General features: G+C 65.2%; 8 protein-coding genes and 3 pseudogenes. 8 read left to right on the top strand and 3 right to left on the bottom strand.

Features of this window, described 5'->3' with window-relative positions; translation table 11 throughout:
• Positions 1-8 precede the first annotated feature (8 nt).
• The gene (locus OUO20_RS07185; protein ID WP_018769268.1) at positions 9-1,595 is read left to right on the top strand and encodes an LCP family protein; all 1,587 of its coding nucleotides are present in this window, start codon (positions 9-11) and stop codon (positions 1,593-1,595) included.
• A 99-nt stretch (positions 1,596-1,694) separates the two neighbouring features.
• On the opposite strand, the pseudogene OUO20_RS07180 reads toward OUO20_RS07185, so the two are convergent.
• A pseudogene (locus OUO20_RS07180) lies at positions 1,695-3,646 on the bottom strand (M13 family metallopeptidase).
• Between the two features lie 252 nt (positions 3,647-3,898).
• Here OUO20_RS07180 and leuA point away from each other — a divergent pair.
• From leuA to OUO20_RS07165, 3 genes and pseudogenes are all read left to right on the top strand, one after another.
• The gene (gene leuA, locus OUO20_RS07175; RefSeq protein WP_018769266.1) at positions 3,899-5,638 is read left to right on the top strand and encodes a 2-isopropylmalate synthase; all 1,740 of its coding nucleotides are present in this window, start codon (positions 3,899-3,901) and stop codon (positions 5,636-5,638) included.
• An 85-nt stretch (positions 5,639-5,723) separates the two neighbouring features.
• Entirely contained in the window at positions 5,724-6,476 is a 753-nt protein-coding gene (gene recO, locus OUO20_RS07170) for a DNA repair protein RecO (RefSeq protein WP_018769265.1), read from the top strand.
• A pseudogene (locus tag OUO20_RS07165) lies at positions 6,460-7,322 on the top strand (isoprenyl transferase). The gene recO and the pseudogene OUO20_RS07165 overlap by 17 nt, the downstream one beginning before the upstream one ends.
• 2 nt (positions 7,323-7,324) lie before the next feature.
• Here the strand turns inward: OUO20_RS07165 and OUO20_RS07160 are convergent.
• Positions 7,325-8,284 carry an alpha/beta hydrolase gene (locus tag OUO20_RS07160; RefSeq protein WP_018769263.1) on the bottom strand — a complete coding sequence of 320 codons (960 nt, stop codon included), beginning with the start codon at positions 8,282-8,284 and terminating at the stop codon, positions 7,325-7,327.
• A gap of 149 nt (positions 8,285-8,433) precedes the next feature.
• Here OUO20_RS07160 and OUO20_RS07155 point away from each other — a divergent pair, with 149 nt between their 5' ends.
• Positions 8,434-9,504: a quinone-dependent dihydroorotate dehydrogenase gene (locus tag OUO20_RS07155; protein WP_018769262.1), complete on the top strand. Its 1,071-nt coding sequence runs from the start codon at positions 8,434-8,436 to the stop codon at positions 9,502-9,504.
• A 97-nt stretch (positions 9,505-9,601) separates the two neighbouring features.
• On the opposite strand, the gene OUO20_RS07150 is transcribed toward OUO20_RS07155, so the two are convergent.
• A complete protein-coding gene (locus OUO20_RS07150; protein WP_018771080.1) occupies positions 9,602-10,204 on the bottom strand; it encodes a DUF3043 domain-containing protein in 603 nt (200 codons plus the stop codon).
• Between the two features lie 92 nt (positions 10,205-10,296).
• Here OUO20_RS07150 and OUO20_RS07145 point away from each other — a divergent pair.
• The 3 genes and pseudogenes from OUO20_RS07145 to ctaC all read left to right on the top strand — a co-directional run bounded on the left by OUO20_RS07145 (position 10,297) and on the right by ctaC (position 13,383).
• Positions 10,297-11,750: pseudogene (locus OUO20_RS07145) on the top strand (dipeptidase).
• 185 nt (positions 11,751-11,935) lie between these two features.
• Positions 11,936-12,325, top strand: coding sequence for a HesB/IscA family protein (locus tag OUO20_RS07140; RefSeq protein WP_018771082.1), 390 nt, complete (start codon positions 11,936-11,938; stop codon positions 12,323-12,325).
• A gap of 185 nt (positions 12,326-12,510) precedes the next feature.
• Entirely contained in the window at positions 12,511-13,383 is an 873-nt protein-coding gene (ctaC, locus tag OUO20_RS07135; RefSeq protein ID WP_056390398.1) for an aa3-type cytochrome oxidase subunit II, read from the top strand.
• The last annotated feature ends 2 nt before the right edge of the window (positions 13,384-13,385 follow it).

The following is a 13,385-nucleotide window of genomic DNA, read 5'->3' as shown; positions in this document are numbered from 1 at the left end:
TTCACGACGTGGGTCGAGGCCGCGACAAACGCGACAACGGGGCTGACCTGTCAGCCGGACCGGGACCGGTATCCCGCCACGCGAACGGCGGCGCCGTAGGTGCCGCCCGGCACCTCGGTACGCTGCGCGGGATGCCCATCTGGCTCAAAGCCGTCACGGGTGTCATGGCGCTGGTCCTCGTGGCCGGGATCGCCTTTGCCGGTTTTTGGTTCCTCCGGCTGCAGAACAACATCTCCAAGGCGCCGCTGAATGCCGGCGGCGAAAGCACCGAATCCCCCGGGAACGATGCCACGGGCCGGCTGCAGATCCTGATCCTCGGCTCGGACACCCGCGACGGAAAAAACTCGCAATATGGCACAGCCGACGATTCCACGGGCTATGGCAAGTCGGACGTGATGATGCTGATGGACATCTCCGAGGACAACAAGCGCGTCAACGTCATCAGCTTTCCGCGCGACCTGCTGGTGGACATTCCTGACTGCAAGGACAAGAAGACCGGCAAGGACTATCCTGCCCGCACCGGCGTCATGATCAATGAGGCCATGAGCGAGGCCGGCATCGGCTGCGCCGTGGATACCGTCAACAAGCTCACCGGCATGCAGGTGGACCACTTCATGATGGCCGACTTCAACGCCGTGAAGGAACTTTCCAACGCCGTGGGTGGTGTGGAAGTCTGCATCAGCGACGCCGTCTACGATCCTGATTCCCGGCTGCGGCTGCCGGCCGGAACCTCGACCGTGCAGGGCGAGATGGCGCTTGCCTTCCTCCGCACCCGCCACGCCTTTGCCGACGGCGGCGACCTTGGCCGCATCAAGGCGCAACAGGGCTTCCTCTCGGCGCTGACCCGCAAGATCAAGGACGATGGAACCCTGTCCGATCCCGCGAAGATGCTGAAGATCGCGGACGTCGTAACCCAGAACCTGACAGTGGATGACGGCCTTGCCTCTGTCCCCACCCTGCTGACGATCGGCAACCGGCTCAAGAACATCGACATCGGCAAGGTCGCGTTTGTCGCGGTGCCCACCACGCCGGCACCCATCGATCCCAACCGGCTGGTCATCGCCGAACCAGCGGGCGCACAGCTCTTCTCGGCAATGCGGAAGAACGTGGACCTCACCGACCCCACCGCGCCCACCACGCCGTCACCCACTGAATCGGCAACCCCGTCCGCGGCCCCTACTGAGACAGCCCCGCCGGTGCCGCCCTACAACAAGGCCATCCAGCCCGTAACCGTCGCCAACGGAAGCGGCGTCGCAGGCCGCGCCCAGGAAATCGTCCAGGCATTGGTGTCGGGCGGCTTCGCCCAGACGGGCCAGTTCCTGGCCCAGCCCGTGGCCAAGACGGCAGTGTATTACGGCAACGGCTTCGATGACGTGGCAGCAGATGTCGCTGCCATGCTGGGGATTCCTGCCACCCTGATGATTCCGGCTCCCGGCGTGACCGGCGTACAGGTTTACCTCGGCAGCGACTTCACCACCGGCACCGCCTATGAGGCCGGCAGTCCTGCCGCAGCATTGCCCCAGGACATCGTCAACCAGACCGCCGGGGACAAGGTCTGCCAGCAGGCGAATCCCGAACTGATCGTGCGCCGGTAGCGACGTTCCATGCCTTGGTACAGCTGCAGGCAGCAGTACCTCCGGCAGGCAACAAAATGGGCCCCGCCGGCAACGGCGGGGCCCATTTCTGTTATGCGGCTACCAGATGCTGACCCGCTCGGCGGGCGGCATCCACATGCCGTCCTCCTCGGTGACGTCGAACGCTTCGTGGAACGGGTCCAGGTTCCTGGCGATCGCGTTGGTCCGGAACTCGTTGGGGGAGTGGGGATCGGTGGCAAGGCGCCGGATGGCCTCCTCCTGCCGGATGACCTGGCGCCAGCCTGCTGCCCAGGAAGCGAAGAAGCGCTGTTCACCGGTCAGCCCGTCCAGGACCTCCGGTTCCTTCCCGTCCAGGCTGATCTGGTAGGCCTTGTAGGCGATGGTCAGGCCTGCCAGGTCACCAATATTTTCGCCCAATGTCAGGCGTCCGTTGACGTGGTGTCCGGGCGCTGCAGCGGGGAGAGCGCATCGAACTGGGCCACAAGCCGCGCCGTCAGCGCCTCGAAAGCCTGGCGGTCCTGGTCCGTCCACCAGTTGCGGAGCGCTCCGCCGCCGTCGAACTGTGAGCCCTGGTCATCAAAGCCATGCCCGATCTCGTGGCCGATGACGGCGCCAATGCCGCCGTAGTTCACGGCGTCGTCCGCGTCGGCGGTGAAGAAGGGCGGCTGCAGGATCGCTGCCGGGAACACGATTTCGTTCATCATCGGGTGGTAGTAGGCGTTAACCGTCTGCGGCGTCATCAGCCACTTGTTCCGGTCCACCGGCTTGCCCACCTCATCCAGGTGCCTGTCGACGTCGGCATTGTGGGCGCGTTCGACGTTCCCCAGGAGGTCCGCGGGGTCGATCTCCACGGCTGAGTAGTCAATCCACTCGTCCGGGTAGCCGATCTTGGCCCGGAAGGCCTCCAGCTTCCGGAGGGCCTCGGCCTTGGTGTCCCCGCCCATCCATGCAACGTCATTAATGCTGCGGCGGTAGGCCTCGATAAGGTTGGCCACCAGGGTCTGCATCCGTGCCTTGTGCGATTCGGGGAAATGGCGGGCCACGTAGATCTGGCCCACAGCTTCACCAAGGGCGGCTTCGACGACGCCAACGCCGCGCTTCCACCGGTCCTTGTTGCGGGGCGTGCCGCTGATCGTGGTGCCGTAAAACTCGAAATTGGCGTCCACAAAGGCTGCCGACAGATAAGGTGCAGCGGCGCCGACGACGCGCATGGCCAGCCACTCCTGCCACGTTGCCACCGGAACTTCGTCCAGGAGGCCGGCGGCACCGGTGAAGAAGTCAGGGGTGCTCACCACGATTTCCGTACGCTTGTCTGCGTCGATTCCCGCGGCGTCGAACCACGTGGCCAGGAGGGGGAACAGCGCATTGGCTTCCTCCGCCGTCTTCAGGTTGTAGGTCTTTTGCGGATCCCGGAGGGTGACATTGTCCCAGTGGTGGGACGCGAGCTTCGTCTCCAGTTCGACAACCCGCCCGGCCGCACCATGGGGATCGGCCACCCCGGCCAGTTCAAACATTTTCTGCACGTGCGCGGTGTAGGCCGCCACGATGGGTGCGAACTTCTCTTCCCGGTAGTACGACTCGTCGGGAAGGCCCAGGCCACCCTGCCCGGTGTACAACAGGACCCGGTCAGGGTTCCCCGCATCGGGGGCCGGGTAGATGTAGAAAAGCCCGCCCACGTCCGCACGGAACAACCGGCCCGCCAGTGCGATGAGGTCAGCTACCGAGCCCGTGGCGAACACGTCGCCGAGCCGCCCGCGGATCGGCTCCATGCCCTTGCCTTCCACTGTCGCTTCGTCCATGAAGCTGTTGTAGAGGCCGCCGATCTTCCGTTCGATCCCGCTGGCGTCCGCGCCCTTGGCCGCCGCCTCCTCGATGATGTCCCGGACAGCGATTTCGGACCCGTCGCGAAGAGCGGTGAAGGTTCCCTCCAGGGGCCGGTCGTCCGGAATTTCGGTGGCTTTCAACCAGGCGCCGTTGACATGTTGGTAAAGGTCGTCCTGAGGCCGGACTGTGTGATCAATGGTGGACAGATCGATCCCCGAAATGGGCACTGCAACTCCTTTGCTCGAACGCCTGCGTCCGGCTGACCACCGGAGGCGTCTGCATGCTGGACTTTACGGACGGTAGTGCCCTTTCATCTTACGCACCCGTGTTACGCTCAAAGAGTGCGTGCAGAGTTCCTTCTCCTTAGCTGCCGCGGCGAGGCCACAGACGCTATCTAGCGCACGGCCCACCCTCGCTGCGGAGTTTGTGTTGCCCGGCCACCCTTTCACTGAAGATCGATAGAAAAGGCCACGAACATCATGCGTAACGCACAAAAGCCCTCCGGAATGCCCGCCCACCGGTACACGCCCTTCCAGGACCTGATCAAGGTTGAACTGCCGGACCGCACCTGGCCGGACAAGATCATCACCAAGGCCCCGCGGTGGTGCGCGGTGGACCTGCGCGACGGAAACCAGGCCCTGATCGATCCCATGAGCCCGGCGCGCAAGATGAAGATGTTCGACCTGCTGGTCCGCATGGGCTACAAGGAAATCGAGGTCGGTTTCCCGTCCGCTTCCCAGACGGACTTCGACTTTGTCCGCCAGCTCATCGAGGGCAACCACATCCCGGACGACGTCACCATCCAGGTCCTGACGCAGGCGCGGGAACACCTCATCGAACGGACCTACGAGTCCCTGGTGGGTGCCAAGCAGGCCATCGTCCACCTCTACAACTCCACGTCCGTGCTGCAGCGGCGCGTGGTCTTCAACCAGGACGAGGACGGCATCCTGGACATCGCACTGCAGGGTGCCCGCCTGTGCAAGAAGTACGAGGAAACACTCGTGGACACGCACGTGACCTACGAGTACTCCCCGGAGTCCTTCACGGGTACGGAGCTCGAGTACGCCGTCCGGGTGTGCAACGCCGTCGCGGATGTCTTTGAAGCGTCCGCCGACCGGCAGGTGATCATCAACCTGCCCGCCACGGTGGAAATGGCCACGCCCAACGTCTACGCCGATTCCATCGAGTGGATGAGCCGGCACCTGCACCCTCGGGACGGCATCATCCTGTCCCTGCACCCGCACAACGACCGCGGAACCGGCGTCGCCGCCGCCGAGCTGGGCTACATGGCAGGCGCCGACCGCATCGAGGGCTGCCTCTTCGGGAACGGCGAACGCACAGGAAACGTGGACCTGGTGACGCTGGGCCTGAACCTGTTCGTCCAGGGCATCGACCCCATGATCGACTTCTCCAACATCGACGACGTCCGGCGCACCGTGGAGTACTGCAACCAGCTGCCCGTCCCGGAACGTTCGCCGTACGGCGGCGACCTGGTGTTCACCGCCTTCTCCGGCTCCCACCAGGACGCCATCAAGAAGGGCTTCGAAGCGCTGGAGCGCGATGCTGCAGCAGCCGGCAAGCCCGTGGACGACTTCACCTGGCAGGTTCCGTACCTCCCTGTGGATCCCAAGGACCTGGGCCGCAGCTACGAGGCCGTCATCCGGGTGAACTCCCAGTCCGGCAAGGGCGGCGTGGCCTACCTGCTGAAGAACGAGCACAGCCTGGACCTGCCGCGCCGCGCGCAGATCGAATTCTCCGGCGTCATCCAGCGCCGCACCGACACCGTGGGCGGGGAAGTCAGCGGCGCGCAGCTGTGGCAGATTTTCCAGGACGAATACCTGCCGTCCGGCCGGGCCGACGGGCAGTGGGGCCGTTACTCGCTGGGGGCCGTCAAGACGGAAACAGACGCCGACGGCGGCATGACGCTGCACGCGTCGCTCACCATCGATGGTGCCCAGGTCAGCCGCACCGGCACCGGCAACGGCCCCATTGCGGCCCTGCTGAACATCCTGCATGAGGACGGCGTGGATGTCCGCGTGCTGGACTACAGCGAACACGCGTTGTCCGAAGGCGGCAACGCCATGGCCGCGGCCTACGTCGAATGCGCGGTGGGGGAGCGGGTGCTGTGGGGTGTAGGCATCGATGCCAACACCAGCATGTCCTCCCTCAAGGCCGTGATCTCCGCGGTCAACCGCGCCATCCGGGACGCCCAGGCCTGATACCCGCCGGTGGTGCCGCCGGTTTCCTCCGGAGGCACCACCGTGGCCTGGCAGCGAGCTGCCGGGCAGGATGGGAAGATAGAGCGTGGTCCAACACTCTTTTGCCTCCCGGGCGTACCGGGACGACGCCGTGGTGCTCCGTACCCACAAGCTGGGCGAGGCGGACCGGATCATCACGCTCCTGACGAAGCACCACGGGCAGGTCCGTGCCGTCGCCAAGGGAGTGCGCCGCACCAGCAGCCGTTTCGGTGCCCGGCTTGAGCCCTTCATGGTGGCCGATCTCCAGTTGGTGTCAGGGCGGACGCTGGACATCGTCACGCAGGCCGTGGCAAAGGGTGCATACGGCGGAAGCATCGCCGCGGACTACGGCAGGTATACGGTGGCCGCCGCCATGACGGAGACGGCTGAGAAACTGACGGACGTCGACGGCGAGGCCGGTACCGCACAATACAACCTGCTGGTGGGCGCCCTCGCTGCGCTGAGCCGCAACGAACATGCGGCTGGCCTCATCCTGGACTCCTACCTTCTGCGCGCCCTTGCCACCGGCGGGTGGGCGCCCAGTTTCACGGACTGCTCCCGCTGCGGCATGCCGGGCCCGCACACGGCCTTCTCCGCGCCCCTTGGCGGCATGGTTTGTGCACAGTGCCGGCCGCCCGGTTCCCCCGCACCCGCTGCAGAGACCGTGACGCTGCTGGCAGCGCTGCTGACCGGGGACTGGACGACGGCGGATGCTTCCCTGCCGCAGCATCGCAAGGAAGCAGCGGGCCTGGTGGCCGCGTACCTGCAGTGGCATCTGGAACGAGTACTGAAATCCCTCAAACATGTGGAGCGTAGCTGACAGTGGCCCTGGGAAAAAGAACAACGCACCGCGCCGGCGCACGCATCCCGTGGTGGCGCCGTACCCGCACCCGTCCGGCGCGGTGGCACCCACTATTCCGGCTGAATTCATTCCCCGGCACGTGGCCATCGTCATGGACGGCAACGGCCGCTGGGCCAACCAGCGGGGATTGCCGCGGATCGAGGGGCACAAGGCAGGGGAGCCGGCGCTGCTCGATGTCATGGCAGGGGCCATCGAACTGGGCATCGAGTACGTCAGCGTGTACGCGTTCTCCACGGAAAACTGGCGCAGGTCGCCTGAGGAAGTCCGCTTCCTGATGGGATTTAACAAGGATGTGCTGCGAAGGCAGCGGAACCAGTTGGACGACTGGGGCGTGCGGGTCCGCTGGGCGGGGCGCCGGCCGCGGCTGTGGGGTTCGGTCATCCGTGAGTTGGAGGAAGCCGAAGAGTTCACGGCGGCCAACACCACCTGTAACTTGACCATGTGTGTTAATTACGGCGGCAGGGCAGAGATCACTGACGCGGTCTCAGCGATTGCCGCCGATGTGGCGGCAGGCAAGTTGAAGCCTGGCGCCATTACCGAGCGGACCATCCAGAAGTACCTGGACGAGCCCGACCTGCCTGACGTGGACCTGTTCCTGCGCAGCTCGGGGAGCAGCGGCTGTCCAACTTTATGCTCTGGCAGTCGGCCTACGCGGAGTTCGTGTTCATGGACACGCTGTGGCCGGATGTGGACAGGCGCACGCTCTGGGCTGCCGTCGAGGAGTATGCCAGGCGGGACCGCCGGTACGGTGGCGCCGTGGACGCCGCCGCTGCTCCCTCGGCGCCCGCTGCCCCGGCGGAATAGCTTCATCCATACGCCCGCAACCAGCGGGCCAGCCGCCTGTAGGCATCGGCCCGGACCGGTTCGGGTGACAGGAAGACGTCGTGCAGCGCACCGTCGATCCGCTCCACGGTTACGGTGCGGCCCAGGGTGAGGGCCCTGGCGCTGATGGTGTTGACGTCCAGGACCGCGTCGGTGCGGCGCATTTCCTCGGACCAGAGGAGCCCGTTCGCGCTGCCCTTGGAAAGCAGTACCAGGATCGGCGCCTGGATCCCCAGGCCGCGGGCCACCTTCGCCTGCCCGGCGAGCACCGCCCTAAGCCAGCCGGCGCGCACCGGAAAGGCCATGCGGGGGCGGTACCGCTCGTCAAGCGGCCACTCGCCGTCGGCAGAGCTGCTGATGGTCCGCCAGTAGTGGCCGCGTTCCGGCAGCCGGAGGACCATCTCAGGGCGGAAGCGGGCCAAGGGGCGCACCATGCTGGATGCAGCGCGCCGCACCAGCGGACTGCCGTGCATTTCCAGCCATGGACTGTTGAGGATCAGCAGCGAAACAGCTTCCGGATGGCGGGTGGTCCACAGGGCTGCCACCAGGCCGCCCGTGGAGTGGCCCATCAGGGCCAGGGGACCCGGTGCGCCTGCATCCCGGATGATGCGGATTGCCTCTTCGATTTCAGCGTCGTAGGCGGCGAGGTCGGCCACGTACCCGCCCGGTGCTTCCGGACGAAGGCTTCGTCCGTGGTTGTGCATGTCCAGGGCATAGAAGTCGTAGCCGGCCGCAGCCCAGAACCGTGCCAGGTCCACGTTGAAGAAATAATCGCTCCAACCGTGCAGGAAGAGCACGGCCCGGCGGCTGCCGCCGGCAGGGTCCCTGTCGGGAGATGGCCGGACGCGCACCAGCGTTGCCCTCCGTTCAACCCCGTCACGTCCGGTGGCCGCGAAGGAGTGTGACTCGAAGTCACCGCCCAGGATGTCCTGCTGCCACTGCATGCCCTCATGCTAAACCGGCACACCGGACCGCGCTGTCCGAACTGCGCTTTCCGAACTGTGCTGTCCGAACTGTGCTGTCCGAACTGTGCTGTTCGAACTTCGGCGTCTCCGTTTTGGTGCGGCGCCCCCGGAGACGGGAAACTGGAGGCATGCGCGTTTATCCCACTTTCTTCAGGCTGGCCTTTTCATGGATGGACGCCGAGCGCGCCCACAAGATCGGATTCAAGGGGATACGGCTCGCACATTCTTCCGGTGCGGGGAGAGTCCTGCGGAAACTGACTGCTCCGGCGCCGTCGCTCCAGACCACAGCCTTTGGCGTCACCTTTCCGTCACCGTTCGGGCTGGCTGCCGGCTTCGACAAGGAAGGGCACGGCATCGAGGCCCTCACGGAGCTTGGATTCGGACACATTGAAGTGGGCACCATCACCGGCCAGGCGCAGCCCGGCAACGAAAAGCCGCGCTTGTTCCGCCTGGTCCAGGACCGGGCCGTCATCAACCGGATGGGATTCAACAACGACGGCGCCTCCGCCGTTGCACCCCGGCTCAGGGCAGCACGCGCCGCGCTCCAGCGGCGGTACCCGGAGGTTCGTCCGGTCATCGGCGTCAATATCGGCAAAACCAAGGTGGTGGAACTGGCCGATGCCGTGGACGACTACCTGGTGAGCGCCCGCAGCCTGGCGCCTGCCGCCGACTATTTGGTGGTAAACGTCAGTTCCCCCAACACCCCGGGCCTGCGGTTGCTCCAGGACGTGGAGACGCTCCGGCCGCTCCTGACAGCCGTGGGGCAGGAAGCGGACCGGGCCGCGGGCCGGCATGTGCCCCTGCTGGTCAAGATTGCCCCGGACCTCAGCGATGAGGACATCGACGACGTCGCGCGCCTTGCCCTCGACCTGAAGCTGGACGGCATCATCGCCACCAACACCACCATTGGCCGTTCAGGACTGTCCTCGCCGGCAGAAGAGGTGGCGAAGTGCGGAGCCGGCGGCCTCTCCGGTGCACCATTGAAGCAGCGTTCGCTGGAGGTGCTGAAGCGGCTCAGGAACGCTACGGGCGACGCCCTGACCTTGGTGTCCGTTGGCGGCGTGGAGTCGGCCCGGGACGTCCAGGAAAGGCTGGACGCCGGTGCAACCCTGGTGCAGGGCTACACCGCGTTCCTTTACGAAGGACCGTTCTGGGCGGCACGGATCAACAAGCAGTTGGCAAAGAACCGCCGCTCCTAGGCGCTGCAGGCAGGTTGCTGCGGGAAAGCGGATCCCGATAAGAACGAAAAGCCCGGCGGAACACCGCCGGGCTTTTCGTTCTTAAGTGGATGCAGGGTCAGGCAGGGTACTGTCCGCGCTGGACCTGGGGCTTGGGCAGCCGCAGTTTCCGGAACTGCAGGGACCGCATGGAGCCGTACCAGACAGTACCGCGCTCCACCTCGCCGAACTTTTCCGCCAGCCGCTTGCGGAGCTTGCGCGACAGAATGAAGACGTCCACGAAGACTGCCAGGAACATGACCCAGAAAGCGCCCAGGACGTAAATCATCATGTCGCTGGAGGCCGGGACCACCAGGGAAACCAGCACGAAGACCAGGGCGCCGAACATCAGGTATTCGCCAAGGTTGAACCGCGCATCCACAAAGTCGCGGGCAAACCGTTTCTGCGGACCCTTGTCGCGCAGCGGCAGGAACTTCTCGTCGCCGGTGTCCATGGCCCGCCGCATCTTGAGGCGCTGGTCCTGGATGGCCTGGCGTTCGGCAGCCTTGGACGCCTTGCGGTCCTCAGGCACGAGCGGGCGCTTGCGGGCAGCTTCCTGGGCCTTCCGGGTGGGGGTAGGGGCACCCTTGCCCGCGGCACTGTTCTGCCGCGCCGCCGTCTCCGCTGCCTGCTGGTCTATGGTTTCCTGCGCCGAGGGCGCTTCTTTTCTACGTCCGAACACCAGAACAGAATACCTTGCAGCAGCCCGCCCGCTGCCTGCCCCCGCGTCTGCGGCGGCAGGCCGCGGAATGTGACGGGGGTAATGTTTTGGCCATGACTTCATCACCCGCGGCCACCCCGCACAGCACCACCGGAACATCAGGACCAGGCCCTGAGGCCATCGGCAGGACGGAAGATCTCCGTGCTGCGGTGGACCGTTCCTTCGATCAAACTTTGGCACGTCTCAAGGACCTCGTGGCCATCCCGGGCATCGCCTGGCCAAGCTTCGACCGTATGCCACTGGAGCGCAGCGCGGAGGCCGTCGCCGAACTCCTCCGGGGTGTGGGGATCGGCGGGGTCCAGGTCCTGTCCGTCAACAAGGCCGACGGCACGCCAGGCGGGCCGGCCGTCGTCGCCCGCCGGCCTGCCGCAAAAGGAAAACCGACCATCCTGCTTTACGCCCACCATGACGTCCAGCCGGTGGGGGACGAGTCCCTGTGGGAAACAACGCCGTTTACCGCCGTCGAGAAGGACGGCCGCCTCTACGGCCGCGGCGCCGCTGACGACAAAGCCGGCATCATGGCACACATTGCTGCTTACGCAGCCGTTTCGGAAGTCCTCGCCGATTCCCTGGGGCTGGGCGTCACCTTCTTCATCGAGGGGAGGAGGAAGCAGGATCGCCCACGTTCCGGACATTCCTGGAGGCGAACCGCGAGCTGCTCCGCGCAGACGTCATTGTGGTGGCCGACTCCAGCAACTGGAAGGTCGGCGTACCTGCCCTGACCACCAGCCTGCGTGGGCTCGTGGATGGCACGATTGAGGTGCAGGTCCTTGACCATGCGGTGCATTCCGGCATGTACGGCGGCCCGGTGCTGGATGCCCCCACCCTGCTGTCCCGCCTGATCGCCACCCTTCACGACACGGATGGGAACGTGGCCATTGAGGGCCTGGTGTCCAGCGACACGGCCGGGGTCGACATGCCGGAGGCGGATTACCGCGCCGATGCCTCCGTGCTCGACGGCGTCCGGCTGGCTGGAACGGGAAGCATCGCCTCGCGGCTGTGGTCCAAGCCGGCATTGTCAATCATCGGCTTCGACGCACCCGCCGTGGACGTTGCCTCCAACACCCTCCTTCCGCGCGCACGGGCAAAGTTCAGCCTGCGGCTGGCGCCGGGCCAGGTTCCCGCGGAGGCCATGGAGGCGGTCCGCCGCCACGTGGAGGCCAACGCCCCATTTGGTGCGAGGGTCGTCTTCACTCCGGGGGAGGCAGGCAATCCGTTTCGGACGGACACTTCCTCTGCTGCGGCAACGGTTGCGATGTGGGCCCTGGGCGAGGCCTGGGGAGTTCCCGCCGTCGAAACCGGAATCGGCGGTTCCATCCCGTTCATTGCCGACCTGACGGACCTGTACCCCGAAGCGCAAATCCTGGTGACGGGCGTGGAAGACCCGGATTCACGGGCACACAGTGCCAACGAGTCCCTGCACATCGGTGACTTCCGCAACGCCATACTGGCCGAGGCCCTCATGCTCGCGCGGCTGAACAGTGAAGGCCTTTCAACCGGCAAGTAATGGGCCTTCCGTCGTGAACGCCGGGCAGGCGGCTGTCAGGGAACAACCGGCGTGCTTTGACGGTTACGCCAGGAGTTAGAGCTACAGGACTGCCGCGCGTAGCATGTAGCTATAGCCCATACCGTATTTGTAGGGGCAGGCGCCGTTACGGCGACGCCGCCAGACCGTCCTAAGAAGGTAGGCCAATGAGCACCGCAACCAACGAAAACAGCACCGCCGCCACCAGCGTGGCCAGCGACGAACTGCCCGTTCACGAGGTCAACCTGACCGATGTCGCTGCAGGCAAGGTCCGCAGCCTCCTGGAACAGGAAGGCCGCACCGACCTGCGCCTGCGCGTGGCCGTGCAGCCTGGCGGATGCTCGGGGCTGATCTACCAGCTCTACTTCGACGAACGGCTCCTTGATGGTGATGCCGTGCGCGACTTCGACGGCGTCGAAGTCGTCGTGGACAAGATGAGCGTGCCGTACCTGAGCGGCGCCAGCATCGACTTCGAAGACACCATCTCCAAGCAGGGCTTCACCATCGACAATCCGAACGCCGGCGGCTCCTGCGCCTGCGGCGATTCATTCCACTAAGCCGGTCATTTCGCCTGATGTCCGCGCCGGGTTTCCTGCCGTCCAAAACGGCATGGGGGCTCGGCGCCGACATGTGGGCGAAACGCCCGGCGGAGCGGTAAGCTCTACACCGAGTAGTAAAACTTTTTTGTGCCCGGAGCGCCGATGGCTGCCCGGACAACAGCAACAAGTAGGAAGGGCCGTCTGTGAGTTCGCAGAACCGAACCGGCAGCCGACGCAAAACGATCACCACGATCTCAAGCTTGGCAATTGCCGGCGCGTTGGTTTTGACCGGATGTTCGCCAGAGGTAGAGAAAGGGTGGATGCCCACTGAACGTGGCACCACCAGCAACACTGACCGCATCATGGACCTCTGGGTCAACTCATGGATTGCTGCGCTCGTGGTGGGCACCATTACGTGGGGCCTGATCATCTGGTGCCTGGTCGCTTACCGCCGCCGCAAGGGAACCGTTGGCTTCCCGCGGCAGACCAGCTTCAACCTTCCGCTGGAAGTTTTCTACCTGACCATCCCCATCTTCATGGTCCTGGTGTTCTTCTACTTCACGGACCGCGACCAGCAGGCGATCGATGACCGTTCACAGCCGGCCGACGTCGTTGTGGACGTCCGCGGCAAGCAGTGGGCCTGGGACTTCAACTACAAGTCCGGCGACGTCATCCAGGAAGACCTGCACGAAGCCGGTGTCCAGGCCCACCTCACCGGCAACACCATCGACAAGGAACAGCTCCCCACCCTGTACCTGCCGGTGAACAAGTCTGTTGACCTCGAACTCAACGCCCGCGATGTCATCCACTCCTTCTGGGTTCCCGCCTTCCTGCAGAAGCGCGACATGATCCCCGGCAAGCCCAACTACATCCGGTTCACCCCCACTAAAGAGGGCACTTACGACGGCAAATGTGCCGAACTCTGCGGCGAGTACCACTCCGAAATGCTGTTCCGCGTCAAGGTGGTGTCGGAATCCGAATTCCAGGCCCACATGGACCAGCTCAAGGCCGAAGGCAACACCGGCCTGCTCGGTGCCGAGTACGACCGCAACCCGAACCTGAACGAAACCAAGTAAGG

The sequence above is a fragment of the Arthrobacter sp. FX8 genome, from assembly GCF_026723805.1.
Classification (GTDB): Bacteria; Actinomycetota; Actinomycetes; order Actinomycetales; family Micrococcaceae; genus Arthrobacter.
Note: the sequence above shows the minus strand (reverse complement) of the source record. Positions and strands in the feature narration are given on the sequence as shown.

What these genes read in the sequence shown, in the direction of transcription:
- OUO20_RS07155 (WP_018769262.1), top strand. Translation starts at nt 8,434, where the DNA reads ATGCGCGTTTATCCCACTTTCTTCAGGCTGGCCTTTTCATGGATGGAC.
- leuA (WP_018769266.1), top strand. Translation starts at nt 3,899, where the DNA reads ATGCGTAACGCACAAAAGCCCTCCGGAATGCCCGCCCACCGGTACACG.
- OUO20_RS07160 (WP_018769263.1), bottom strand. Translation starts at nt 8,284, where the DNA reads ATGCAGTGGCAGCAGGACATCCTGGGCGGTGACTTCGAGTCACACTCC.
- OUO20_RS07140 (WP_018771082.1), top strand. Translation starts at nt 11,936, where the DNA reads ATGAGCACCGCAACCAACGAAAACAGCACCGCCGCCACCAGCGTGGCC.